Raw genomic sequence first — 23573 nt, 5'->3', positions numbered from 1 at the left:
CGCCCGGTGGTCCACCGGGCGCCCGCTCCACGGACAGCGTGCCGTTCGCGTCAGCTGGGGTTCGTGTCGATGACGGCGACGCGGTCGGTCCTGCTGACCAGCGCCTGGCGGAGGGCGCCGTAGACGTCCTCGGGGGTGACGGCCGTCTTCTTGCCGTTGCCCCGGGTGATGAGCACACCGTCGAACGTCTGCCCGTACAGCTCCTCGAGGGCCTTCAGGTCGGGCTTGTCGACCAGCTTGCCGTCGACGGCCTGGACTCCGAGGAACTTCCACAGCGAGTTCTCGGGGCTCAGCGGGATCGAGTGCAGCGGATCGGTCTGCACGGTCACGATGTCCGACATCGCCGGCTCGGCGAACTCCTTCATCATCCGGTCGACCTCGGCCTTGGTGACCTTCGGCTGCTGGGCGGCCGTCGGAACGTTCACCGTGGCGGTCCTGCCGGTCTCGACCTGGGTGCGGTACGCCTCCGCCACCACGTCGGTCGCCTTGGCGACGTCGATGCCCTGACCGCCCTTGGGATACACCGGGACGGCCTTGCCGGACTCGAACGTGATCGAGCCCTCGGTCACCGAGCCGGAGCCGCCGGCGGCGCCCTCGAGGGCGGCCTGCAGCTTCTCCTCGTCGACGGGCATGACCGGCTCGACGACACGCTGGTTGCCGATGAGGGAGCCGATGACGTTGACCGGGTTGTAGTCGCTGCCGGTGGCCTCGCCGACGGTGGCGTCGGTGTCGAACTGCAGGCCCGCGTTGTCCGGCTCCAGCTCGACGGTCTTGCCGTCGACCGACAGCTTCAGCGGCTGGTCCAGCCGGTCGTCGAGGGCGGCGTCGAGCTTCTTGACGGCCTCGTCGCGGGTGCCGCCGCCGATGTCGACGCCGAGCACGGTGGTGCCCTTCGGCACGTCGGAGCGGTTCATCAGCAGTCCGGCGCCGTAGGCGACACCGGCGAGGAAGACCACGCAGCCGCAGAGCAGGACGAGCTTGTTGCGCCCCTTCTTCTTCGCCGGCTTGGAGGAGGCCGCCGGGGACGTGGAGGCCGGCTCGGGCCGCTTCGGGGGCGTGTGCGTCCGCGGGCCGTCGGCCGGGCCGCCGGGAGCGGTGAAGTCCGCGCCCGGCGGGACGACCGGGACGCCGCTGGTGACGGTGTGCCCGGAGACGTTGTCGTGGCGGGGGCCGTAGCCCGGAGTGCCCGGTTCGGCGGGCCGCTGCGGGGTGAGGATCGCGGTGTCGTCGCTCAGACCGCCGCCGGGGGCGCCGGGGCGTCCCCCCTGGTCGGCGGAGCCGGCGGGGGCTCCCTGGGCCGTCCGGGCGCCGGGACGCGCGGGGGCGCCCTGGCCCGCCTGGCCCGACTGGGCGCCACGGACCGGGAGTGCGGGAAGGCCGGGGCCACCGGGAACGGAGGGAGCGCCGGAGCCCTTGCCGGCCCGGGGAGCGACCGGGCTCGAGCCGGCCGCCGGTCCGCTGGTCGGACCCGCGGGGCCCGGCCGTCCACGGTGACCGGGCTGACCGGACTGACCGGACTGACCGGGCTGACCGGGCTGAGGAGCCTGGCCCGGTCGCGCCCCGTCGCGCCCGCCCGGAGCCTCGTCCGCGAAGAACGGCAGGTCGTCTCGGCGCGACTCGTCGCCGCCCCCCGCGCCCGGACGGGTGCCGGGGCCCGCCGGCCCGGCGGCCAGCGCTTCGGTCACGTCGAAGGAGCCGGTGCCGCCGCCGTGCCCGGGGGCCACGGGCCCGCCGGTCGCGCCGGTGGGTCCGGAGCCCTGCGTGGCGCCGGGGCGGGAACCGCCCTGCGCGCCCATGGAACCGGCGGCCCCACCGGGGTGTCCGCCGCCCGGCCGCGCGCCACCGGACGCACCGGTGGGGGCGGCGGGGAGCTGCGGGGCGCCGCCCGCGGCGGGACCCGAACCGCTCGGCGCCCCCGCGCCGTTGGCGGAGCCCGCACCCGGACCGCCCTTGCCCGCGCCCGACTTGCGGGGCGCGAACCAGTCGCTGGCCGGCTTCTCCTCGGCCGCCGGCCGGTCGGTCCGGTCGGTCCGGTCGGCGGTCTCGACCGCGTCGGCGGCCGGGGCGTCCTGGGCCGGGGACGGCGCCGACGCCTCGGCGGCGGTGGCGTCCTTGCCCTCCGGGTCCGTGACGGGCTTGCGCACGACGACCGGCGGAATGGGCCGCGATCCGGGGATGTTGATGCGGATCCGCGTGGTCAGCGTGGTCTCGGTCTTGCGTTCCTCCGGCCGCGCGGCCGAACGGCCCGCGTCCGTGCCCTCGTCCGGAATCGCCGGAGTCCCGTAGGGCGGCGTGCCCGACGGGTAGGCGGCTCCGCCGCGCCCGTTGGGCCCGGAGGACGAAGTGTCAGTTTCACGACTCAAGGCAGGTTCTCCCGGTTGGCTCCGCCGCCCGTCACGACCTCACGGTGGGAGTCCTCCCAGCTCGGGCGAAGCCGAGGGTTCGAGGGAGGCTCGGCGGCGCGCACCACCTTACTGGCCATGTCCGACCCGCATCCCAGTACCGCCGGGGAAACCCGCACCGGACCCGCACGCCCATGACACGGCGAAGTGGTACGTCACTTGCCAAGTCGGGCGGGAGGACCGTCCGGTTGCCGCCCGGGGACGAGGGTGGCGCAGATCACAGCCAAGGCGATGCCGCCGAGGAGGAAGAGGTAGGAACCGCCGCCCGCGGCGAACAGGAAGTCGCCTTCCGGGCGGCTGGTGGTGAGCAGGACGACGACGAGCACCCAGCCGCCGGCGGCCCAGGCGCCTCCGGCCCGGCTGCGGAGGGCCCGGGTGGCCCCCAGGACCAGCCCCGCCTCGGCGGCGAGGGCGAGCAGCAGCCCGCCGGGGAACCACGCGGGCTGCATCAGCGCCCCGGCCGCGCCGACCACGGCGCCGAGCAGGAACAGCCCCAGACAGGCGGCGACCCGTCCGGCGGAGGGCGGCCGCAGCGGCTGGGCGAGTACGGAGGGCGACCGGTCGTTCACGGCGCCTCCCCGATCCCGGCGAACAGGTCGCTCTCCCGCTCCCCGGGACGTTCGCCGCGCACCAACTCGTAGTACTCGGTGGTGAAGAGCGGCTGGGCGAGCTCGTTGGAGAGCACGAAGTACGGTTCGGCCACGGTGATCTGGGTGGCGTGCGCCCGCATGGCGGCGGCCTTGGCGGCGGCGTACGCGGTGCCGTCGATCTCGGTGGTGACCTGTTCGTCGGCGACGACACCGGGCACGTCGCCGACGACGGCCGCCTTCTCGAAGGGCAGGCCGGGCAGGTCGCCGTCGAGGCGGGCGAAGGACTCCTCGGCGACGGACCGGGGCACGCGGTTCCAGTAGACCTTGGGGACGTCCCAGCCCTGCCCGGCGGCGAGCTCGACGGCGCGCATGGCGACGCGGTGGGCCTGGACGTGGTCGGGGTGGCCGTAGCCGCCGTCGTCGTCGTAGGTGACGAGGACCTGGGGGCGGACCTCCAGGATCACCTCGGCGAGCAGCCCCGCGGCCTGGTCGACGTCGGCCTGCCAGAAGCAGCCGGGGTCGTCGTTGTCGGGCAGCCCCATCATCCCGGAGTCGCAGTACCGCCCGGCCCCGCCGAGCAGCCGGAAGTCCGTGACCCCGAGCGCGCGCATCGCCTCCTTCAGCTCCCCGAGCCGGTGCCCGCCGAGGGCGGCCCCGCTCAGGTGCGCCAGCTCGGGCGGGATGACCTCGCCCCGCTCACCGAGCGTGCAGGTGACCAGCGTCACATGGGCGCCCTCGGCCGCGTAGCGCGCCATGGTCGCGCCGTTGTTGATCGACTCGTCGTCCGGGTGGGCGTGCACCAGCAGCAGACGCCGAGCGGAGCGAGATGGGGGTCCCCCCGGTCGAAGGCTGGGGGAGGGCAGTTCCGTCATGCGCTCCACCCTATGAGGCGCGGGGCCCTCCCCGTCCGCACCCCGGCCGCCCGTCACCCGGTTCCGCCGGGCGGGCCGGAGACACGGCGTTGTCATACCCCGCCCCTACTGTCCGTTCCATGACCTCCGACAACCACGGGTCCACCCCGCCGCTCGACGAGTACCGCAGCCTTTTAGGCAAGGCATCGCCGGCCCGCGCCCGCAGGGCCATCAGGGAACTCGTCCTGATCGCCGACGACGGGGAGGCGCTCGAACTGGCCGTCCGCTTCGCCCTGACGGCCGAGTACTCCTCGGAGACGCTGCTGCGGCTGTGGCCGTCGGCCGCCGACCCGGACGGCTTCTGCGAGCACCTGCTCGCCCCGGCCTTCGCCCGTGAGGAGCGGACCGAGCTGCGGCTGCGCCGCATGACGTCGCTGCGGGGCCTGCGCCATCTCACCACGCTGCGCACCCTCCACGTCGACCGCTGCAAGGAGGTGACGGACCTCGGCGACCTCGGCGCGCTCACCGGGCTGACCGGTCTCGACCTGGGCGGCTGTACGGGCGTCGAGGACCTCACGCCGCTCGGCGGACTCACCGCGCTGACCCGGCTCAGCCTGCACCGGTGCCGGGCCGTGGAGGACGTCACGCCGCTGCTGGCTCTGAGCCGGCTGCGCGAGCTGGACCTGAGCATGACCAGGGTGCGCTCCGTCCAGGGCTTCGCCGCCGCGTTCCCCGCTCTGGAGAGGCTGACCCTCCGCGGTTGCCGGTCCTTCAAGGACGCGCGGCAGTTGTCCGGGCTGACCCGGCTCACCGCTCTCGACCTCGGCTGGACCGGCATCCGCGACCTGGCCGGACTGCACGACGTCCCCGCCGTCACCGAGCTGGACCTGCGCAGCTGCGACCGGCTCCGCAGCCTGAAGGGCATCGACGCGCTGACCGCCCTCAGCCGCCCGGTGATCGAGGACTGCCCCCGCCTGAGGACGCTCGACGGACTCGGCGCGCACCCCCGCCTGGAGAGGATCCACATCGAGGGCTGCCCCGAGCTGACCGACCTGAGCGCGGTGGCCCGTCTGACGCGGCTGAGTTCACTGGTGGTCCGGAGGTGCGAGCGGCTCACGTCCCTCCAGGACGCCGCAGGACTCGCCACCCTGGCATCGGTGAGCTTCGACGACTGCGTCGCCCTGGGGGACTTCTCCGCCCTCGCGACCCTGCCCCGCCTCGAACGCCTGTCCGTCATCGCGTGCGACCGGCTGCGCAGCCTGGAGGCCCTGGGCAGCCTCCCCCGCCTGACCGAGCTGGAGATCAGGGGGTGCCGCGGGCTGCGCTCCCCCGGTGACCTCGGCGGCCTGCCCGCGCTGCGCAAGCTGCTCATCGAGCACTGCCCCTCCCTGGCCGACCTCGACCGCCTCGGCGGCCTCCCGTCACTGGACAGGCTGTACGTGGGCGAATGCCGCACCCTCGGGAACGCCGAGGGCCTGGCCGGCTCCCCGGCGTCCGAGGTGGTCCTCCTCCGGCTGCCGGTCCTGAAGTCGCTGCGCGCCCTGGCGACGTGCGAGGGGCTGCGCGCCCTGTACCTCTCGGAGTGCCCGCGGGTGACGGACATCCCCGCCGGGTCCTTCGAGAAGATCGCGGTGGGGCACGTGTCCTGGAAGGACCTCTCCCTCCTGGCGGGCCAGAAGCAGCTCCGCGTCCTGGACATCGCCCACCTGGACGAGGTGGAGGACATCAGCGCCGTGACCGGCATGCCCGGCCTCGTCGAGGTCGACCTCTCCTCCTGCCACGCCCTCGACGACTACGCCCCGCTGTCCGAACTGCCGTCCCTGAAGACCGTCAGGGTGCCCTTGACGATGGGTTTCCGTGGCCGCCAGGGCCGGCCCGACCCCCGCGTGGCCGAACTCGCGGCCCGCGGGGTGACCGTCACCTCGGGCTGATCCCGTCGCGGTGCGCGGCGGCGGCCGGGAGCGGGCTGGCGCGTTTCTTTCGGATCACGAAGGTGAGCTGTATGTCGATAAGATCGATGGTCCGAGCGGCAAGCGAGGAGGCGTGATGACGCTCGTCATCGAACTGCGACGCGGGGTCTCAACCGCTTGGACCGGACGGAAGCCAGGACCGCCGCCCGCAGCAGGGACGCTTGAGCGGACAGTCGTCGATGGCGAGCTCTGGGCGGTCCTGGAAACACTGGGCCGGCACCGGCTGCCCACCCTTGCTGACGTCGATCCCTACGGGGACACTCTGCTGCGCGGTGAGGCAGTGGACCGCATGGTGCGGGAGCTGGAAGGTTCAGATCTTGCTCGGCTGGGAGACGCCGAGAGCCAGACCGTCTCGACGCTACTGGCCTGGGGCCTGCGCTGCCGCGCGGACAAGGACCTGCGCATTGCCTTCTCGGGCGATTAGTCCAGCATTCCGCGACCCTCAATTCGTCGGTCTGGGCGTGCCGTCGACTGACGCGTAGTGGGCGCGGACCGAGCCCTTGCTCCCGGACCGGACGCCGAAGCGGGGCGGCTGCTGGCGGAATCTTCGGCAGGTGATCGACGAGACCGCCTTCGAGTTCCAGACCGGACCACAGTGGATTCATCTGCCGGAGAGATACGGCAACTGGCGAGGCGTCTGCGACCGGCTGCGGATGTGTGCCATCGACGGCATCCGGGAGCGGGTGTTCACCGCGCTGGTCGCGCAGGCCGACGACGATCTCATCTGGGCTGTCTCGGCGGAGTCCACCATCGTGCGCGCACACCAGCACGCGGCCGGGGCCCGCGAAGAAGGGCCCCGACCGGTGAACCAGCAGGCCATGCCGTCGGCCGGTCCCGCGGCGGACCGAGCACCAAGATCCACCTGGCCTCCGGTACCCAGTGCCGGCCACTGGCCTTCGTGCTCACCGTCGGACAGGCTGGTGACGCACCCGCCTTCGCTCATGTCATGGCCCGCCTTCGCGTTCCTCGCGGCGAGGACGGCCTCTGGGCTTCGACGCGGACCGGCACAAAGAGCGCAACACGGTGGAGAGAGCCATCAGCAAGCTCAAGCGGTTCAGAGCCGTCGCTACCCGGTATGACAAGCGAGGGTACGTCTACCTCGGCACTGTCACCGCAGCTGCTCTCCTCGTCCGGCTCCGATCATGACCCGGCAGGCGAGAGTGGGAGCGCGGCGATCTCCCCCAGAAGCCGGGCCGTCGGTGCCGGGTCCACCAGCCACTTCAGATGGCTGCTGGTGAGTGTACGGACGTCGTAGGGGTTCTCCGGCGTCAGTGCGTCGCCTTCGCGGATCATCCGGTCCTGCATGGCGAGCGGCACGCTGGTGTCCTCGGTCAGCCGGATGTACGACTTGGGGATCCGCCCCCAGGTGTCGGCCTGTGCTCGGTCATCGGGTGTGCCGGCGTCGAGGTTCTCGTCGGGCTGGAAGGTGTTGAGGAGAACCATGAACTCCTCGTCCGTCCCGTCGGCGAGGAAAGCCGCTTTGAAGGCCGCGAGGACGCCGGGGTCGGCGGTGCGGAAGTTGGAGCGCAGCAGCCCGAGCTCGGCAGGGTTCCCGACCATCGCCGACGCCAGCCCTGCGGCGTCGACCGTGGCCATCTCGGGCTCGGCATAGTAGGCGCTGACGTCGAGGTCGACGGGGCACCAGGCGGAGACGTAGACGATGCGGTCGATCAGGTCGGGCCGCTGGTTGGCTGCGACGGTGGCCGTCATGCCGCCACGGCTGTGTGAGACGAGGATGACGGGCCCGTTCCGCTTGGCCCGTTCCAGTATCCCGATGAGGTGCGCGGCGTTGTCGGCGAGCGTGATGCCCTTGATGGTCCCGGGCGCGGTGGCGAGCCCTCCGAGATCCTGCGGCGCCTGATAGGCCCGCGGGTACGTCGCGGCGAACCCGTGCCCCGGGAGATCGACGGCGACGGAGCGGTGTCCGAGGAGGCCGAGTTCGGCTTGGAGCGGCGCGAAGGAGAAGGAGTTCGCGAAAGCTCCGTGAACCAGTACGAATGTCGGTTGCATCTATCTGCTCACTTTCTGGTCCTCTGCGGCATCGGTAGCACGCGTATCGCCCGTCCCGGCGCCGCGGACCACCTCGCGGCCGAGGCCGGGGAACGAGCCGTCGTCCTGCGGCGCACCATCCCCGCCGCAGAAGCGTCTTCGTGCACGGCAAGCGCCAGCGGTCAAGAGCGGAGCCACGAGGGCGGCTTACGAACAGCTGCCCATCACCCGATGCTTCACAGTACTCAGTGGAAGATCATCCGTACTACTCGTACGAGTCCTTCCGCTTGTGTATTTCGCCGCCCGTACCCGCACGACCTTGGCTTCGACGGACGGGATTTCCCATCAAAACTGTCGTGCGGGGACCATTCTTTTCATCTCCCGGTATGCGGGAAATCCGGCGTGAAGCCGGTGGGACCCTGACCACTGTGATCGGCAAGCCCGACCACATCCTCCGAGGGCGTCGCTCCGCCGAAGATCGAAGAGACGCCCCCTAGCCGCGCAGCGTGCGCGCCCAGGGGGCGTCGACGGCGTCGGCGTCGATCGCCACCAGGACGTTGCTGAGCAGGGCGTCCGCGAAGTAGCGGCGGATCTGCTCCTCGGAGGCCCCGGAGACGGCGCGGACGTACTCGACCTGCTTGGCGTAGCACCTGCGCACGGCCTCGCCGATGCCGGGCTCGCCGGCGCAGCCCTGGGCGTGCATGAGGATCATCAGCACGTCCCGGTCGGCGATGACCTCGTCGTACGAGGCGGTCAGCGCCCGCACGACCGCCTGCGGGTCGGTGCTCGTCACCGACGCCGCCGCCGTGGCGACGGACTCGCGCAGGCGGTCCGAGCAGTAGTCGACCAGGGCGACGAACAGCGTCTCCTTGTCCTTGAACAGCCGGTACAGGTATCCCTGCGAGATGCCCGCGGCCTTGGCGACGTCCGTCGTCGAGGTTCCGTAGTAGCCCCGCGCGGCGAACGTCTTGATGGCCGTGCGCATGACCGTGGCCCGGCGCTCGTCGGCGGTGGAGCGCTGTCGCGTCCTGGTTTCCATGCAAGCAATCAACCACTCCCATAGGAGCGCGTCAAACCACCGGAGCGGCCCGGTGCGGGTGTGCCCGGCGGACGCGCTCAGTCGTCGCTGAACGCCGCGACCATGTCGTCGGCGCTGCCGCCGAGGGCCTCCATGGCGATCAGCGGGTTCCAGTAGTCGACGTAGCGGCTGATCCTGCCGTCCACGGTCTCGACCACCGAGATGTACGACTGGTTGTAGGGGCGGCCGGTCTCCAGCGCGACCCCCTCGGACCTGAGCTCCGCGATGACCAGCGTGGGGTCGACGGTCTCGTGGATGCGCACGTCGGTCATCCTCAGGCGGAAGGCCTTGGGGAAGTTGCCGATGTGGCCGAACAGCTCCTCCCTGCCCACGAGCCGGGTGGGGTAGCCCTTCGGGGCGTACGGGAACTCCAGCACTCCGTCCTCGGTGAAGAGCCCGGCCCACTCCTCGGCCCGGCCGGCGGTCAGCAGGTCGAGGTGGTCCCGGAACACCTGCTGGGCGGCGGCCCGGACGGCGTCGGCGCTCTGCGGGGCGGAAGCGGTGTCTGTCATGACGGAAGGTCGCTTTCTGGAGTGACGATCAGTGGTTACATAGGTATGTAAGCGGTTGACCACTTACATGCCAAGCCAAAGAACAGCCCTCCACCTCTATGATGGAGGGCTGACCTCATGCGTCGCACCGGTTCGACCCGGGCACACTCGACTTAATGTAAGTAATAAACCACTCTCATCTGATGCGTCAAGCGACGCCTGCCACTTCCGGGGAGCGGAGCAAATCCCCTACGACTCGCCCTCTCCCCCGCCGTCGCCCCGGTAGCGCGGCAGGCCGCTCGTGGAGATGGTCCACTCGCCGATGGTGACGTCCTCGCCGTAGACGAAGTCCTTGCGCACCGCGTAGCGGGGGCCGTCCGGGGTGGAGTGGATGTCGGTGAAAACGGCGCCGGTTCCGGTACGGGGGTCGAAGATCACGTAGGTCGGGATCCCCAGCAGTGGGTAGTCACGCATCTTGCCCACCCAGTCGTTCTCCGGGTTGGACCGGGAGACGATCTCGACGGCGGCGAGGACTGCACGGGGATCGATGGAGCCTTCGACGTCGAGGTCGGCCCAGGCGATCACCATCACGTCCGGATGCCGCATGATGCCCTCGGGTACGTCCTCCACGTCGGGCGTACCGTTGTGGGCCAGCAACTCGTCCGGCATGACCTTCTCCAGACGGCGGCTGACGTGCGCGGCCGTGACCTCGTGCGGGCCTCCCGGCGACATCATGTCGTGCACGATCCCTTCCTTGGTGACTTCGAACTTCCCGGGGAGGGTGTCATCCATCGATCGCACGACATCCCTCATGGCCCGGTACAGGTGGGAGCCGCTCCGCCGCGCGTCGTGGGGTGCGATGGTCATGGCGCTCGCTCCTCGTCGTCTGTGCCCAGGGGCAAGGATCGTCACGTTCATGCTAAGCGGCTTCCTGGAGGCCGGTTCGGCAGGCGCGGCAGCGGCCGGGGTGAGGAGCGCGGAACGCGTGGTCGCAGCCGTCGCAGTTCTGCAGGGGGTGCCGTACGGGCGGCGGGGCGGCGGCCGGGGCGTGGAACGGGGGCGGGGGCGGAAGTTGGTCCGTGAGGCGGTGGGCCAGGAAGGCCGCGGGTCGTCGTACGCCCTCGGGCGGCAGGTCGGTGGTCAGGGCCCGGCGTACGGCGGCGGGGGTGACGTCCCGCTCCAGCCAGGCGGCGACGCCGGGGGCAAGGTGGGCCGTGTCACTGGTGGAGAGGAGCAGCCGGAACTCGTGGCGGTGGAGGTCCGCGAGGAGGTCGGTGGCGGCTCGGAGGAGGACGGGGGCGGGGTACGCGGGGCGCGGCACGGCAGGGAGGGGTTTGCCGGGCGCCCGTGGCTCACGGGCCCTCTGCGGTGCCCGCTCCTCGCAGGCTTCCTGGAGCCCCGGTTCCGTGGCCGCCCGGGTCGCCCCGGCGGGGCGGCGGGCCGCCGCCGGCTGGTTGCACGAGGTCGTGCGGGTCACGATGCGGCCGGTGGAGGTGCGGACGCGTTCGCGCCGCAGGTAGCCATGGGTTTCCAGCTCGCGCAGGGCGGCGGCGATGCGGGTGGTGCCTTCGGGGAACCGGGCGGCGAGGGTCTTGATGTCGGCGGGGGCGCCCTTCGGCAGCGACTGGAGGTGCGTGCCGAGCCCGATGGCGAGGAGCGAGAGCTCCCGGTGCTGGGCGAGGTGGTTGCCGATCACCGTGAAGCGGGTGGTGTGGCGGGTGTTGTCGTGCTGGAGCCCGCCGGTGGTGCGGTGGGCCCGGTTCGGGCGCTTGTTGCCCGCAAGGCGGGCCTGGGCGTGCGGGGGCACGCTAGGGTTCTGGGTACCCGTCGGGAAGCCTTCTTCTTCCTCGGTGGTCAGGCCCTCGCACTGGGATTGCGCTCCCGGCGGGGGCCGTCTCATGTCTGCGGCTGTGGTGGTGCGTTGCGCTGAGCGTCGACCCTTGGGGGCCGCGAAATCCAGCCGGTTCGAGGATGTTCACCCGCCCGAGTGAGCGCGACCACGGGCGGGAGGGGTGGGGTTTGGCGGGGTGCTTTCCCCCGGAGTTCTTTGTCCTTCAGTCGTCGACGGCACCGGAGCGCGAGGGCGCGGGTTCCGGTGGCGTGAAGCTCAGTTCGGCCCAGACGGTCTTGCGCGGGAAGCGCCCTTCGGCCACCCCCCAGCGGTCGGCCAGCGCCTCGACGAGCAACAGGCCCCGGCCTGACTCGGCTGTCGCGTCCGGTACTTGCGGCGCGGGCATCCGGTCACCGCGCGTGTCGGTGACCTCGATGCGGAGCGTGGTTCCGACCACGTAGAGCGTGAGGCGGAAGCTGCGGCCGGGGAGACGGCCGTGGGTGGCCGCGTTGGCGGCCAGTTCCGCGACGACGTGGCTCGCCCGCTCGTACGGGAGTCCCCAGCTCCGGAGCGTGTCCACCGCGAGCAGGCGGGCGAGGCGGGCGCCGCGGGGAGTGGAGGACAGCAGCATGCTGAAGTTGCGGATGCTGTGGTCGGGTTCGGGTCGTGACCCGTGCTCGGCGATTCCCTGAGTTTGCTGATTCACATCACCGAGCGTGGCCGACCGGACGTACCGTTATCTGTGATTGCCCCGCTACGTAGAGCTACAGTCCAGGCTTTGTCCATTGCTGTCGGAACTGTCGAAGCAACTTCTGCGAGCGGGGCGGAACAGTACGTCGCAGCACTACGGAGGGGCGCGCATGTCGGTGAACGGCGAGGCGGTGCGGGTCGGGACCGGAACGGACCAGACGGACGAGCCGGGCTGGGAGGTGGACCCGGACGACGACTGGGCACTCGCCGTGGTCGCCACGGTGGGACGGCAGTTGAGGCTCCGCCGGGAAGCGACCGGGATGCGGGTCTGCGACTTCGCGGTGGCGGTGGGGTACGGCGAGGATCTCGTCTACAAGATCGAGACGGGCAAGCGGATCCCGAGGCCCGAGTACTTGGACACGGCGGACGAGGTGCTGAACGCCGGTGGGCTCATCGCGGCGATGAAGGAGGACGTGAAGAAGGTCCGGTACCCGAAGAAGGTACGGGATCTGGCGCAGTTGGAGGCGCGGGCGGTTGAGCTTCAGCTCTACGATCCCGTGAACATCCACGGTCTTTTGCAGACACCGGAGTACGCGCAAGCTCTGTTCCGGATGCGCCGGCCTCGATACGCCGACGAAGAGGTCGAACGGGGTGTGGCTGCCCGCATGGCCCGTAAGACGGTGTTCGATCGAGAGTCAGCGCCTGAACTGAGCTTCGTCCAGGACGAGTGGACACTCCGACGACGCCTTGGAGGGACGGAGGTAGTGCGCCAGCAGCTCGAACATCTGCTGACAGTCGGGCAGCTGCCCAACGTCGAAATCCAGGTCATGCCGATGGATCGCGAAGAGCACGCCGGGGCGGACGGCGGGATCGAGGTGCTGAAGTTCGATGATGGAACGGCAGTAGGCCGCTCGCCAGGAGTCGCCAACGGCCGACCGGTTACCGATCCAAGGCAGCTCCGTATCCTTGAACTTCGGTATGGCATCATCCGGGCGCAGGCCCTCACACCGCGTGAGTCGACTGCCTTCATCGAGCAACTGCTGGGGGAGACATGATCCGCAAGACCTCGTCCGGGGACGCCTCCGACCTGGCGTGGTTCAAGAGCAGCTATAGCAGCGGCGCGGAAACCGACTCCTGCGTCGAGATCGCCACCGAACCCGGCACCGTCCACGTCCGTGACTCGAAGAACGTCAAGGGCCCCCAGCTGGCCTTCGCCCCCGCCGCGTGGGCCGGCTTCCTGCCGTACGCGGTCGAGGGCTGATCCCGCCGGACAGAGCGTGTGATCATAATGCGCGGGTGTCCACACCTCCCGTGCCGTTGCCCGCCGAGCGCATACCGCCCGGCACCGCCGACTGGCGGACTCCCGATGCCCGGCGCTGGCTCGCCGCCGTACCCGCCCGGTGGGCTCATCCGCTGTGGGCGGTCCTGGCGCTGGTCGTCTCCGTCGTGTGGGAACTGGAGGCGGGCCCCGTCGCCGCCTGCACGTCCGCCGACCCGTGCGACACCGATTGGCCGGGCCTCGGGGTGGCCGTCGTCATGGTGCTGACCCCGTACTGGGTGTGGCGGCAGCCGCGGCCCGCGCTCGCCGGACTCGTGGTCGTGTCGGCGGCTCTCGTCGTCGAGGAAGGCGTCACCGCGTTCGGCAGGCCGTCCGTGCTCGCGTTCCTCCTGTCCGCGGCGTTCACCGCCGCAGGGCTCGTCCACCGGCTGGCCACCGCCGGACGGCAGCGGTCGCTGGCCCTGGAGGCGGCCGGGCCGACCGCGCGGCCGCTGCCCGCCGCCGCGCGGACGTTCCGCCGGGGCCGGTTTTCCTTCGTCCTGGCCGCGCTGCTGCTGGCCGTCGCCGGATTCGGCTTCCGGCAGGCCCAGCAGGTCGCCGACGCGTACGAGGAGCGGGCCGCGGGCGCCACGGAACTGTCCGGACGGGTCACGGCCCTGAACGAGGGCGACGAAGACGCCGACGTCCTCACGGTGACGGCCGACGGGCGTGCCCATCGCCTCGAGACGGCGTTCCCCGAGGACTTTCCCGTGGGCAGCCGGGTCGACATCGTCGTGGACGGCGACTGGGCAGCGCTGGTCGCGGAGCCGTACGACGTCTTCGGCTGGGAACTGCTGGTACTGGGCGGCTCCGCCACGGCGCTGGCGTTCCTCGTGAACGGCGTGGTCGGGCGGACGCGTTCGCGGCGGCTGCGGCGCGGGCCGCTGCCGGTGCTGCACGTGCTGGTGCGCGAGGACCACGAGGACAGTCGCACCTGGGTGTTCGCGGCCGACGACCCGGAGGGCCTCCGGCCGGTCCTGCGCTTCCACTCGCAGTACGTCTTCGAGGACGACGGCGAGGGGGAGGACGGCCGCGACGTGGACGAGGACCCCGCGGCCGCCGTCGGACTCGGCAGGCTCGCGGAGATCGTCCGGGGCGGGGGCCCCATCCCGCCGGTGCGGGAGGCCGTCCTGTACGGCGTCCCCTACGCCGGCGCCGAAGTCGCCTTCGTCGCGCGCACCGACGCGGACGACGCCGAGGTGGTGGTGGAGTGCAGCGTCACCGCGGTGAGACCGGCCGTTCCGGGGTGGGGGAAGCGCGGGCCGCAGCGCCGTGGGCGGAAGGGCCCGCAGCGGTCCGTCGACGAGGCCGCCGCCGGCATGACGCCCACGGCGGGCCCACGGGTGTGGCGGGCCCACGGCTTCTCGCGTGCGGTCGGCCTCGGTCTGCTGCTGGTGCAGGGCGGCGGCATCTGGGCCGCGCTCGACGGAGGGTCTCTGTGGACCTGGCTGTGGTTGGCCGTGGGCCTGTCGTGGCTGGTGACGGCCGTGTCGACGGCGCTCACCTGGCGGATCACCGCCGACCGCGACGGGCTGTGGGTGACCGGGGCGTGGCGCGTGCGGCGGATCCCGTGGGACACGATCACGTCCGTGCGCCATTCCGACGACGGCATCCGCGTCGGTCGGGCCGAGGACTCCTCCGTGCGGCTCTCTCCCACCGGCTGGACGTGGCTGGAGCGCCGTCTGGGCCGCGAGCCGGGTGCGGAGCGCGCCGCCGATGAGGTGCGGGCGCTGCTGCTCCGCCCGGAGCTGCGGCCGTCGGCGGAGGCGTCGGCGGGGCAGCAGGGCATGCCGGTCGGGCCTCCGCTGGTGGCCCTGTCGGTGCTGTGGGGCGCGGCAGTGCTGCTCCTGCTCTGACGGTCCGGCGGGGCGGTGCCCAGGGAGCGGGCGGAGGAGGCGGGCTTGGTGATCCGGTTCCGGGCCGGGGACGCGGAACACTCCCCGCCCCGCCTCGCCTCGCCGTGACAACACGCGGCCGGGGAGGCCTCACGCCGATGAAAACGTGAGCAGTCGGCAGAGCACTGTCACCCAGGCGCCCGGACGAGCAGGTCGAAGACGCTGAGGGCCGAGGTGCTCACGGTTTTCGCCGGCACCTCCCCGACACCCCCTCAGAGATCCTGGAGTCGCCGGAACGGCTGGTCCGCCTCCAGTTCGAACGCCAGCTCCAGCAGCGTGCGTTCCGCGCCGGGGCGGCCCGAGACCATGACCCCGATCGGCAGTCCGTCCGCCGTCGTGCTCGCGGCCGGGACCGAGATCGACGGGGTGCCGACGACGTTGTTGACCGGGGTGAACGCCACGTAGGCCAGGATGCGTTCGATCAGGGTGGCGTAGGGGACGGCCGGGTTGAGGTGGCCGATCGGCGGAGTGGTGTGGGCCAGGACCGGGGAGAGGATCACGTCGAGGCCCCGGAAGCCCGCCGCGTACGCCTCCCGCGTGCGCTTCAGCCTGCGCACGACGCCCGGCGTCCGCTTCCACTTCCCCACGTACATCTCGCGCAGGCCCCGGCTCAGGCCGTCCATGCGGCTCCGGTCGAAGTCCGCGCCCAGTGTTCTGCCGGTGACGCCGAGCAGGAACGACAGCATGCCCCAGTACGTGAGGAAGTCGTCGGTGAAGTGCGGGTCGACGGAGAGTTCCACCGGTTCCACGGTGTGGCCGAGCCGCTCCAGGCGCTCGGCCGTCCCCGTGACGGCCGCCCGGGTGTCGGCGTCGACCCGGACGCCGTTCGGGGAGTCCACCAGGAGGCCGATGCGCAGGCGGCGGTCCGAGGGGCCCTCGACGAGGCCCACGGGCGGCAGCTTGGGGTTGCGCCAGTGCTGCTCCGCGGCGGCCAGGAACGCCGCGCTGTCGCGCACCGAGCGGCTCACGACGCCGTCGGTGACGAGGTCGATCGGCAGTTGACGGCCCTGCGCGTTGGCCACCACCCGGCCGCGGGTCGGCTTGAGACCGACGAGTCCGCAAGCGGCGGCGGGAATGCGGATCGAGCCGCCGCCGTCGTTGGCGTGCGCGATCGGCACCGCGCCGGCGGCGACCAGGGCCGCGCTGCCGCCCGAGGAACCGCCCGCCGAGTGGTCCGTGTGCCACGGGTTGCGGACGGGCTCGGCCCCTTCGAACTCCGTGGTGGGGCTGAACCCGAACTCGGGCAGTCGGGTCTTGCCGAGGACGGTGACACCGGTACTGAGGAACTGGCGGGTGAAGGGGGCGTGCCGCCGGGCGGCGCGGGGCACGAAGGCGGCGCTGCCGTGCCCGGTGGGCAGGCCCTGGTAGTCGGTGTTGTCCTTGACGAAGGTCGGCACCCCGGCGAAGGCGCCGGCGGGCGCGGAGCCGTGGGCCGGGAGGTCGAGGTGCACCTGGACCGCGTGGAGCCGGGGCTCCACGGCCCTGACCCGGGCCGCCGCGTCGCGGGCGGCCTCGGCGGCGCCGACCTCGCCCCGGCGGATCGCCTCGGCGAGGCCGACCGCGTCGTGGTCGCCGAGGGCGTCGTCCCGGAAGACGTGCACCCTCGCCTGCGCCTCGTTCTGTTCCTCGCCCTGTTCCTGGGAAGTCGTCACCGTCGGCTCCGCCCTGCGCGCGTGGATGATGGCCCCGCCATCATTGCCTACCGGCGGGTAACACGCGAGGGGCCGACGGGTGCGGGTCGGGAGGATCACCCGCTCCGGCCGTCGTCGGCGGCCGGCCCCCGGTCGGCCGCCCCCACCCGCACGGCCCCGGCCGAGTCGCCGGTCCGGAGCTCACGAGGTCCGACGCGGGGACGGGGGAGGGCGGACGGGACGTGGACTCCGGCCGGGTCCCGGGACGTGCCACGGGCCCCGGCCGGAAGACGGCGCTCAGAAGTTGATGCTGCCGATCATCCCCGCGAGGTTCGTCGTCAGTTCGCTGATGGTCGGGGCGATCGTCGACGAGGCGAGGTAGAAGCCGAGCAGCATGCACACCACGGCATGCCCTGCCTTCAGGCCCGACTTCTTGATCAGCAGGAAGACGATGATCGCCAGCAGCACCACCGCCGAAATCGAGAGTGCCACGGCGGTTCACCTCCAAAGGTCCCAGGGCGCGGGGTAGGGGGACGTAGGAACATGGGGGCAGGCAAAGACCAGACAGCAGCCAGCAGGTTCATACCCACTATGCGCTAACGATCATAACTATCCGTACGTGCGCATCGGTCGGCGCACGGCCGCACAAGGGGGCGCATGGCCAATATGGTCATGGCATGACGACCGAGACCGACTCCTTCCCCCGACGGCACGCCCGTACCCTGCGCTTCACGCTCGGCGCGCCGCGTTCGTTCAGCGTGGCCCCCGACGGCTCGCGTGTCGTGTTCCTGCGCTCCGGTTCCGGTACGGACCGGGCCAATTCACTGTGGGTCCTCGACACGGAAGGGGGCGGGGAGCGCGTGGCGGCCGACCCGCGCGCCCTCCTGGGCGGGGCCTCGGAGAACCTCTCCGCCGAGGAACGGGCACGGCGCGAACGGAGCCGCGAAGGCGGCGCCGGCATCGTCGGCTACGCCACCGACGCAGCCGTCGAGCTGGCGTCTTTCGCCTTGTCAGGGCGGCTTTTCACCGCCGAACTGCGGGCCGGGACGGCACGCGAACTGCCCGTACCGGGCCCGGTGATCGACCCCCGTCCGTCGCCCGACGGGCGGTACGTCGCCTTCGTCTCCCGGGGCGCGCTGCGCGTCGTGGGAGCCGAGGGCGCGGACGGACACGCCCTCGCGTCCCCGGAGTCGGAGGGCGTCACCTACGGTCTGGCCGAGTTCGTCGCGGCCGAGGAGATGGGCCGCTCGCGGGGCTTCTGGTGGGCCCCGGAGTCGGACCGGCTGCTGGTGGCGCGCGTGGACGACACGCCGGTACGGCGCTGGTGGATCGCCGACCCGGCGCACCCGGAGCGGGAGCCGCAGCGGGTGGCGTACCCGGCGGCGGGCACCCCGAACGCGGACGTCCGGCTGTTCGTGATCGGCCTCGACGGAACGCGCACCGAGGTCTCCTGGGACCGTGCGCACTACCCGTACCTGGCGCATGTGCACTGGTCAGCGGCGGGTGCCCCGCTGCTGCTGGTCCAGGCGCGCGACCAGCGCGCCTCGCTGATCCTGGCCGTCGACCCGGACTCCGGTACGACCCGGATGGTGCACGCCGACGAAGATCCAGATTGGCTGGAACTTTTCCCCGGTGTGCCCTGCTGGAGCCCCTCCGGGCAGCTGGTGCGGATCGCGGACGAGGGGGGCGCGCGACGACTCGCCGTCGGTGAACGACCGCTCACCGGAGGACAGTTGCACATCCGCGCCGTACTGGACGTCTCCGCCGACGACGTGCTGGTCTCGGCGTCGGCGGGCGAGGAGGCGGCCGACCCGGAGATCGGCGAGGTGCACGTCTACCGGGTGAACGAACTCGGCGTGGAGCGCGTCTCGCAGGAGCCCGGTGTGCACTCGGCGGTACGCGCCGGGGGCGTGACCGTACTCGTCTCCGCGGTTCCGGACCGGCCAGGTTCGCGGGTCCAGGTCCTGCGTGACGGGAAACCGACGGCGACTGTCCCCTCGTACGCCGAAGACCCCGGTATGTCCCCCCGCGTGACGCTGACACAGGGGGGCGCACGCCGCATTCCGTGCGCCGTGCTTATGCCCCGGGACTACGCCGGTGACACCCCGCTGCCGGTGCTCATGGACCCCTACGGCGGTCCGCACGGGCAGCGGGTGCTCGCCGCCCACAACCCGCACCTGACCTCGCAGTGGTTCGCCGACCAGGGGTTCGCGGTGATCGTCGCGGACGGGCGCGGGACGCCGGGCCGCTCGCCCGCCTGGGAGAAGTCCGTCCGGGACGACATCGCCGACATCGTCGTGCAGGACCAGGTGGACGCGCTCCAGGCGCTCGCCGCCGACTTCCCGCTCGACCTGGACCGGGTCGCCGTCCGGGGCTGGTCCTTCGGCGGTTACCTGGCGGCCCTCGCCGCCCTGCGCCGCCCCGACGTCTTCCACGCGGCCGTGGTGGGCGCCCCGGTCACCGACCTCCGCCTCTACGACACCCACTACCAGGAACGCTACGTCGGCCACCCGGACGAGCAGCCGGAGGTCTACCGCCGCAACTCGGTGATCGACGACGCGGGCCTGGTCGGCGCCGCCGAGCCGCACCGCCCGATGATGATCATCCACGGCCTCGCGGACGACAACGTGGTGGTCGCCCACTCGCTGCGGCTCTCCTCCGCGCTGCTGGCGGCCGGCCGCCCGCACGAGGTGCTGCCCCTGTCCGGCGTCACCCACATGACCCCGCAGGAGGAGGTCGCCGAGAACCTGCTCCGCCTCCAACTGGGCTTCCTCAAGCGCTCGCTGGGACTCGCGAACGGGGACGAACCGCGTTAACACACCGGCAACCCCACGGAAGCGGTACCGATATACGGACACGGCACGCTGATCAGCGTACGGCCGTGCGGGTGCCGTAAGCGGGCCGGGGTGCGCCATGTCACCCCGGCCCGTCGCCGTGCCCCGCCACGGGCACCACGGTCTTCTCCTCCGCGAAGTGGCAGGCCGAGTCGTGCGCCGCCGGGCCGCCGGACGCCCCGAACCGGGCCGGCACCGCGAGCGCCGGCACCTCCAGCGCGCAGCGCTCCCGCGCCTTCCAGCAGCGGGTGCGGAAGCGGCAGCCGGAGGGGACGTCCGTCGGCGACGGGACGTCGCCGCTGAGGATGATCCGCTCCCGGTGCTCCCGGGCCTCCGGGTCCGGCACGGGCACGGCGGAGAGCAGGGCCTGGGTGTACGGGTGGGTCGGGTGCTCGTAGATCTCGGTGTCCGTGCCGGTCTCCACGATCCGCCCCAGGTACATCACCCCGACCCGGTCGGAGATGTGCCGGACGATCGACAGGTCGTGCGCGATGAACACGTACGCCAGGCCGAACTCGGACTGCAGCCGGTCCATCAGGTTGATCACCTGGGCCTGCACCGACACGTCCAGCGCGGAGACCGGTTCGTCGGCGACGATCACCTCGGGGCGCAGCGCCAGGCCCCGTGCGATGCCGATGCGCTGGCGCTGGCCGCCGGAGAACTGGTGCGGGTAGCGGTTGACGTACTCCGGGTCGAGGCCGACGACGTCCAGCAGCTCCCGCACCCTCCGGCGCCGGTCGCCCTTGGGGGCCGCCTCGGGGTGGATCTCGTACGGCTCCCCGATGATGTCGCCCACCGTCATGCGGGGGTTGAGGGAGGTGTACGGGTCCTGGAACACCATCTGGATGTTGCGGCGCACCGCCTTCAGCGCGCGTCCGGACAGCCGGGTGATGTCCTCGCCCTTGTAGCGGATCGAACCGGCCGTCGGGCGTTCCAGGTTGACCAGCATCTTCGCGACCGTCGACTTGCCGCAGCCGGACTCGCCGACGATGCCCAGCGTCTCGCCCCGGCCGAGCGTGAAGTCCACGCCGTCGACCGCGCGCACGGCGCCGACCTGCTTGCGGAAGACGACGCCCCGGGTCAGCGGGTAGTGCTTGACCAGGCCGCTGACCTCCAGGACCGGCTCAGCCATCCAGGCACTCCCTCCAGAAGTGGCAGGCGCTCCCCCGCGTCGCCGAGACCTCGTACAGCGGCGGCTCGTCGGTGCGGCAGACGTCGCGGGCCAGCGGGCAGCGGGGGTGGAAGGCGCAGCCCGGCGGGATGTGCGTGAGGCTGGGCGGCAGGCCCTTGATGGCGTAGAGCTCCCGGCCCTTGAGGTCCAGGCGCGGGATGGAGTCCAGCAGGCCGCGGGTGTACGGGTGCGCCGGGGCCTTGTAGACGTCGTGCACCGGCGCCGACTCGACGATCCGGCCCGCGTACATCACGGCGATGCGGTCGGCGACGTCGGCGACCACGCCCAGGTCGTGGGTGATGAGGATCAGGGCCGTGCCCAGTTCGCGCCGGAGTTCCGCGAGCAGCTCCATGACCTGGGCCTGGACGGTGACGTCGAGGGCGGTGGTCGGTTCGTCGGCGATGATCAGGGCGGGTTCCAGGGCCAGCGCCATCGCGATCATGATGCGCTGGCGCATGCCGCCGGAGAACTGGTGCGGGTACTGCCCGACCCGCTCCCGGGCGGCGGGGATGCGCACCCGGTCCATCAGCTCGACCGCCCTGGCCCGCGCGTCCTTGCGGGAGGCGCCCCGGTGCACGGTGAACATCTCGGCGAGCTGGTCGCCGACGCTGAGCACGGGGTTCAGGGACGACAGCGCGTCCTGGAAGATCATCGCCATCTCGGCGCCCCGCACCCTGCGTCGCTCGTCCTCCTTCAGCCTCAGCAGGTCCCGGCCCCGGAAGACGACCTCGCCGCCGGTGATCCGGCCGGGCGGGGCGTCGAGGATGCCCATGACCGCCTGGGCGGTCACGGACTTGCCGGAGCCGGACTCGCCGAGCACGGCCAGGGTCTCGCCCGCCTCCACGCCGTAGCCGACGCCGTTGACGGCCTTCGCGATCCCGTCCCGGGTGTGGAACTCCACGCGCAGGTCACGCACTTCGAGCAGCACGGCGGCTCACCTCAGCTTCGGGTCGAGGGCGTCGCGCACCGCGTCGCCGAGCATGATGAACGCCAGGACGGTGATCGCGAGGGCCCCGGAGGGCCACAGCAGCGCGTGCGGGGCGTTGCGGATGTACGGGGAGGCGGCGGAGATGTCGATGCCCCAGGAGACGCTGGGCGGCTTCAGGCCGACGCCGAGGTAGGACAGGGTGGCCTCCAGCGCGATGTAGGTGCCGAGCGCGATGGTCGCGACGACGATGACGGGCGCGACGGCGTTGGGCGCGATGTGCCGCAGCACCAGCCGGGAGGGGGAGGCGCCGAGCGCCCGCGCGGCCTGGACGTAGTCGTTCTGCTTGGCGGTGATGACGGCGCTGCGGGCGATGCGGGAGATCTGCGGCCAGCCGAGCAGCACGATGAAGCCGATGACGGGCCAGACGGTGTCGCTGGTGATGACGGAGAGCAGCACCAGTCCGCCGAGGACGACCGGGATGGCGAAGAAGACGTCGGTGACGCGGGAGAGGACGGAGTCCCAGACGCCCCCGAAGAAGCCCGCCAGGGCGCCCAGGACGCTGCCGAGGACCGCGACGCCCAGGGTGGCGAGGACGCCGACGGCGACGGACGTGCGGGCGCCGTAGACGGTGCGGGTGTAGACGTCGCAGCCCTGGCCGTCGAAGCCGAAGGGGTGGCCGGCCCGGGAGCCCTCCTGGGCCTTGGAGAGGTCGCACGCGAGGGGGCTGCCGGAGGTGATCGCCGAGGGCCACAGGGAGATGAGGACCAGGAAGAGGATGACCAGGGCGGAGACGATGAAGACGGGGTTGCGGCGCAGGTCGCGCCAGGCGTCGGACCACAGGGAGCGCGGCCTGCCCTGCGGTCCGGAGCCGTCCGGGCCCTCCGGGCGCCTCTCCAGGGTCTCGGCCTCCTCGACGCCCAGGTCCATCGCGCCGCCCATTCCGGTCCCGGCGATGGCCTGCCCGGGTTCGTGGCGTCCGTCAGGCATAGCGGATCCTCGGGTCGAGCACGGCGTAGAGGAGGTCGACGACGAGGTTGGCGACCAGGAAGACCAGCACCAGCACGGTGACGAAGCCGACGACGGTCTGGGTGTTCTGCCGCAGGATGCCCTGGTAGAGCTGGTAGCCGACGCCGTGGATGTTGAAGATCCGCTCGGTGACGATCGCGCCGCCCATGAAGAAGCCGATGTCGGCGCCGATGAAGGTGACCACGGGGATGAGCGAGTTGCGCAGCAGGTGTCTCACGACCACCCGGCGGTGGGGCAGGCCCTTGGCGATGGCGGTGCGGACGTAGTCGGAGCGCCGGTTCTCGGCGATGGAGGTGCGGGTCAGCCGGGTGACGTACGCCAGTGAGACGGAGGCCAGGACCAGGCCGGGCAGGATCAGTTCGCCGAAGGGCGCCCCGGAGGAGACCGAGGGCCGGATCCACCCCCACTCCACGCCGAGCAGCAGCTGGAGCAGCAGGCCGGTGACGAACGTGGGCACGGAGACGACGACCAGGGTGAGCAGCAGGACGCCGGTGTCGACGGGGCGGCCCCGGCGCAGTCCGGTGACCACGCCGAGGGTGATGCCGACGACGACCTCGAAGAGGATCGCGATCAGGGTGAGGCGGACGGTGACGGGGAACGCCGTCGCCATCAGCTCGGTGACCTCCTGGCCGTTGAAGGCCGTGCCGAAGTCGCCGGTGAAGACGTTGCCCATGTAGGTCAGGTACTGCTGCCAGACCGGCTCGTCGAGGCCGAACTCCTTCTCCAGCCGGGCGGCGGTCGCCGGGTCGCACTGCCGCTCGCCGCACAGGCCCGCGATGGGGTCGCCCATCACGTTGACCATGAGGAAGATCAGCAGCGTGGCCCCGACGAACACCGGGATCATCTGGAGCAGCCGCCGGACGACGTAGCGTCCCATG

At 71.9% G+C, this 23573-nt stretch carries 21 protein-coding genes and 1 pseudogene; 7 read left to right on the top strand and 15 right to left on the bottom strand.

What is annotated here, in order from left to right:
• Nucleotides 1–50: 50 nt before the first annotated feature.
• The 3 genes from ACZ8ZB_RS22205 to mshB form a co-directional block, all read right to left on the bottom strand.
• Nucleotides 51–2363 (bottom strand): protein kinase family protein, encoded by a 2313-nt coding sequence (locus tag ACZ8ZB_RS22205; RefSeq protein ID WP_470739411.1) that lies wholly within the window; start codon nucleotides 2361–2363, stop codon nucleotides 51–53.
• Between the two features lie 194 nt (nucleotides 2364–2557).
• Nucleotides 2558–2971, bottom strand: a complete 414-nt coding sequence (locus ACZ8ZB_RS22200) for a DUF6113 family protein (protein ID WP_470739410.1) — start codon at nucleotides 2969–2971, stop codon at nucleotides 2558–2560.
• Complete coding sequence (gene mshB / locus ACZ8ZB_RS22195; RefSeq protein ID WP_470739409.1) at nucleotides 2968–3864, bottom strand: N-acetyl-1-D-myo-inositol-2-amino-2-deoxy-alpha-D-glucopyranoside deacetylase; 897 nt, start codon at nucleotides 3862–3864, stop codon at nucleotides 2968–2970. Before mshB ends, ACZ8ZB_RS22200 begins: the two co-directional genes overlap by 4 nt.
• A 119-nt stretch (nucleotides 3865–3983) precedes the next feature.
• Between mshB and ACZ8ZB_RS22190 the strand changes: the two genes are divergently transcribed.
• The 3 genes and pseudogenes from ACZ8ZB_RS22190 (at nucleotide 3984) to ACZ8ZB_RS22180 (ending at nucleotide 6959) form a co-directional block, all read left to right on the top strand.
• The gene (locus tag ACZ8ZB_RS22190) at nucleotides 3984–5774 is read left to right on the top strand and encodes a leucine-rich repeat domain-containing protein (RefSeq protein ID WP_470739408.1); all 1791 of its coding nucleotides are present in this window, start codon (nucleotides 3984–3986) and stop codon (nucleotides 5772–5774) included.
• Between the two features lie 115 nt (nucleotides 5775–5889).
• Nucleotides 5890–6237, top strand: a complete 348-nt coding sequence (locus tag ACZ8ZB_RS22185) for a hypothetical protein (RefSeq protein ID WP_470739407.1) — start codon at nucleotides 5890–5892, stop codon at nucleotides 6235–6237.
• Between the two features lie 76 nt (nucleotides 6238–6313).
• A pseudogene (locus ACZ8ZB_RS22180) lies at nucleotides 6314–6959 on the top strand (IS5 family transposase).
• Here ACZ8ZB_RS22180 and ACZ8ZB_RS22175 read toward each other — a convergent pair.
• From ACZ8ZB_RS22175 to ACZ8ZB_RS22150, 6 genes are all read right to left on the bottom strand, one after another.
• Nucleotides 6954–7823 (bottom strand): alpha/beta fold hydrolase, encoded by an 870-nt coding sequence (locus ACZ8ZB_RS22175; protein WP_470739406.1) that lies wholly within the window; start codon nucleotides 7821–7823, stop codon nucleotides 6954–6956. The pseudogene ACZ8ZB_RS22180 and the gene ACZ8ZB_RS22175 overlap by 6 nt on opposite strands.
• A gap of 472 nt (nucleotides 7824–8295) precedes the next feature.
• Nucleotides 8296–8841: a TetR/AcrR family transcriptional regulator gene (locus ACZ8ZB_RS22170; RefSeq protein WP_470739405.1), complete on the bottom strand. Its 546-nt coding sequence runs from the start codon at nucleotides 8839–8841 to the stop codon at nucleotides 8296–8298.
• A 77-nt stretch (nucleotides 8842–8918) separates the two neighbouring features.
• Nucleotides 8919–9392, bottom strand: a complete 474-nt coding sequence (locus ACZ8ZB_RS22165; protein WP_470739404.1) for a nuclear transport factor 2 family protein — start codon at nucleotides 9390–9392, stop codon at nucleotides 8919–8921.
• 228 nt (nucleotides 9393–9620) lie between these two features.
• Entirely contained in the window at nucleotides 9621–10238 is a 618-nt protein-coding gene (locus ACZ8ZB_RS22160; RefSeq protein WP_470739403.1) for a Uma2 family endonuclease, read from the bottom strand.
• Between the two features lie 52 nt (nucleotides 10239–10290).
• Nucleotides 10291–11178 carry a helix-turn-helix domain-containing protein gene (locus tag ACZ8ZB_RS22155; protein ID WP_470741556.1) on the bottom strand — a complete coding sequence of 296 codons (888 nt, stop codon included), beginning with the start codon at nucleotides 11176–11178 and terminating at the stop codon, nucleotides 10291–10293.
• A gap of 247 nt (nucleotides 11179–11425) precedes the next feature.
• The gene (locus ACZ8ZB_RS22150) at nucleotides 11426–11908 is read right to left on the bottom strand and encodes an ATP-binding protein (protein ID WP_470739402.1); all 483 of its coding nucleotides are present in this window, start codon (nucleotides 11906–11908) and stop codon (nucleotides 11426–11428) included.
• 154 nt (nucleotides 11909–12062) lie between these two features.
• Here ACZ8ZB_RS22150 and ACZ8ZB_RS22145 point away from each other — a divergent pair, with 154 nt between their 5' ends.
• From ACZ8ZB_RS22145 to ACZ8ZB_RS22135, 3 genes are read left to right on the top strand one after another with little or no spacing between them, the layout of a single operon-like run.
• Nucleotides 12063–12947: a helix-turn-helix domain-containing protein gene (locus ACZ8ZB_RS22145; protein ID WP_470739401.1), complete on the top strand. Its 885-nt coding sequence runs from the start codon at nucleotides 12063–12065 to the stop codon at nucleotides 12945–12947.
• Entirely contained in the window at nucleotides 12944–13153 is a 210-nt protein-coding gene (locus ACZ8ZB_RS22140; RefSeq protein WP_470739400.1) for a DUF397 domain-containing protein, read from the top strand. The genes ACZ8ZB_RS22145 and ACZ8ZB_RS22140 overlap by 4 nt, the downstream gene beginning before the upstream one ends.
• 35 nt (nucleotides 13154–13188) lie before the next feature.
• Entirely contained in the window at nucleotides 13189–15066 is a 1878-nt protein-coding gene (locus tag ACZ8ZB_RS22135) for a hypothetical protein (protein ID WP_470739399.1), read from the top strand.
• A gap of 251 nt (nucleotides 15067–15317) precedes the next feature.
• Here ACZ8ZB_RS22135 and ACZ8ZB_RS22130 read toward each other — a convergent pair whose 3' ends face one another.
• Complete coding sequence (locus ACZ8ZB_RS22130) at nucleotides 15318–16757, bottom strand: amidase (RefSeq protein ID WP_470739398.1); 1440 nt, start codon at nucleotides 16755–16757, stop codon at nucleotides 15318–15320.
• 276 nt (nucleotides 16758–17033) lie between these two features.
• Nucleotides 17034–17228 carry a hypothetical protein gene (locus ACZ8ZB_RS22125; protein WP_030830707.1) on the bottom strand — a complete coding sequence of 65 codons (195 nt, stop codon included), beginning with the start codon at nucleotides 17226–17228 and terminating at the stop codon, nucleotides 17034–17036.
• 185 nt (nucleotides 17229–17413) lie between these two features.
• On the opposite strand from ACZ8ZB_RS22125, the gene ACZ8ZB_RS22120 reads away from it, so the two are divergent.
• The gene (locus ACZ8ZB_RS22120; protein ID WP_470739397.1) at nucleotides 17414–19552 is read left to right on the top strand and encodes a S9 family peptidase; all 2139 of its coding nucleotides are present in this window, start codon (nucleotides 17414–17416) and stop codon (nucleotides 19550–19552) included.
• 100 nt (nucleotides 19553–19652) lie between these two features.
• On the opposite strand, the gene ACZ8ZB_RS22115 is transcribed toward ACZ8ZB_RS22120, so the two are convergent.
• Genes ACZ8ZB_RS22115 through ACZ8ZB_RS22100 form a run of 4 tightly spaced genes read right to left on the bottom strand, consistent with a single transcriptional unit; the run spans nucleotide 19653 to nucleotide 23572 of the window.
• On the bottom strand, nucleotides 19653–20702 hold the full coding sequence (locus tag ACZ8ZB_RS22115; protein ID WP_470739396.1) for an ABC transporter ATP-binding protein: 1050 nt from the start codon (nucleotides 20700–20702) through the stop codon (nucleotides 19653–19655).
• Complete coding sequence (locus tag ACZ8ZB_RS22110) at nucleotides 20695–21669, bottom strand: ABC transporter ATP-binding protein (protein ID WP_470739395.1); 975 nt, start codon at nucleotides 21667–21669, stop codon at nucleotides 20695–20697. Before ACZ8ZB_RS22110 ends, ACZ8ZB_RS22115 begins: the two co-directional genes overlap by 8 nt.
• A gap of 6 nt (nucleotides 21670–21675) precedes the next feature.
• Nucleotides 21676–22656, bottom strand: coding sequence for an ABC transporter permease (locus ACZ8ZB_RS22105; protein ID WP_470739394.1), 981 nt, complete (start codon nucleotides 22654–22656; stop codon nucleotides 21676–21678).
• Complete coding sequence (locus ACZ8ZB_RS22100) at nucleotides 22649–23572, bottom strand: ABC transporter permease (protein ID WP_470739393.1); 924 nt, start codon at nucleotides 23570–23572, stop codon at nucleotides 22649–22651. The genes ACZ8ZB_RS22105 and ACZ8ZB_RS22100 overlap by 8 nt, the downstream gene beginning before the upstream one ends.
• Between the last annotated feature and the right edge of the window lies 1 nt (nucleotide 23573).

The organism is Streptomyces sp. 12E, from assembly GCF_055633275.1.
The sequence above is the reverse complement of the archived record's forward strand: the minus strand, read 5'-3'. Positions and strand labels throughout refer to the sequence as shown.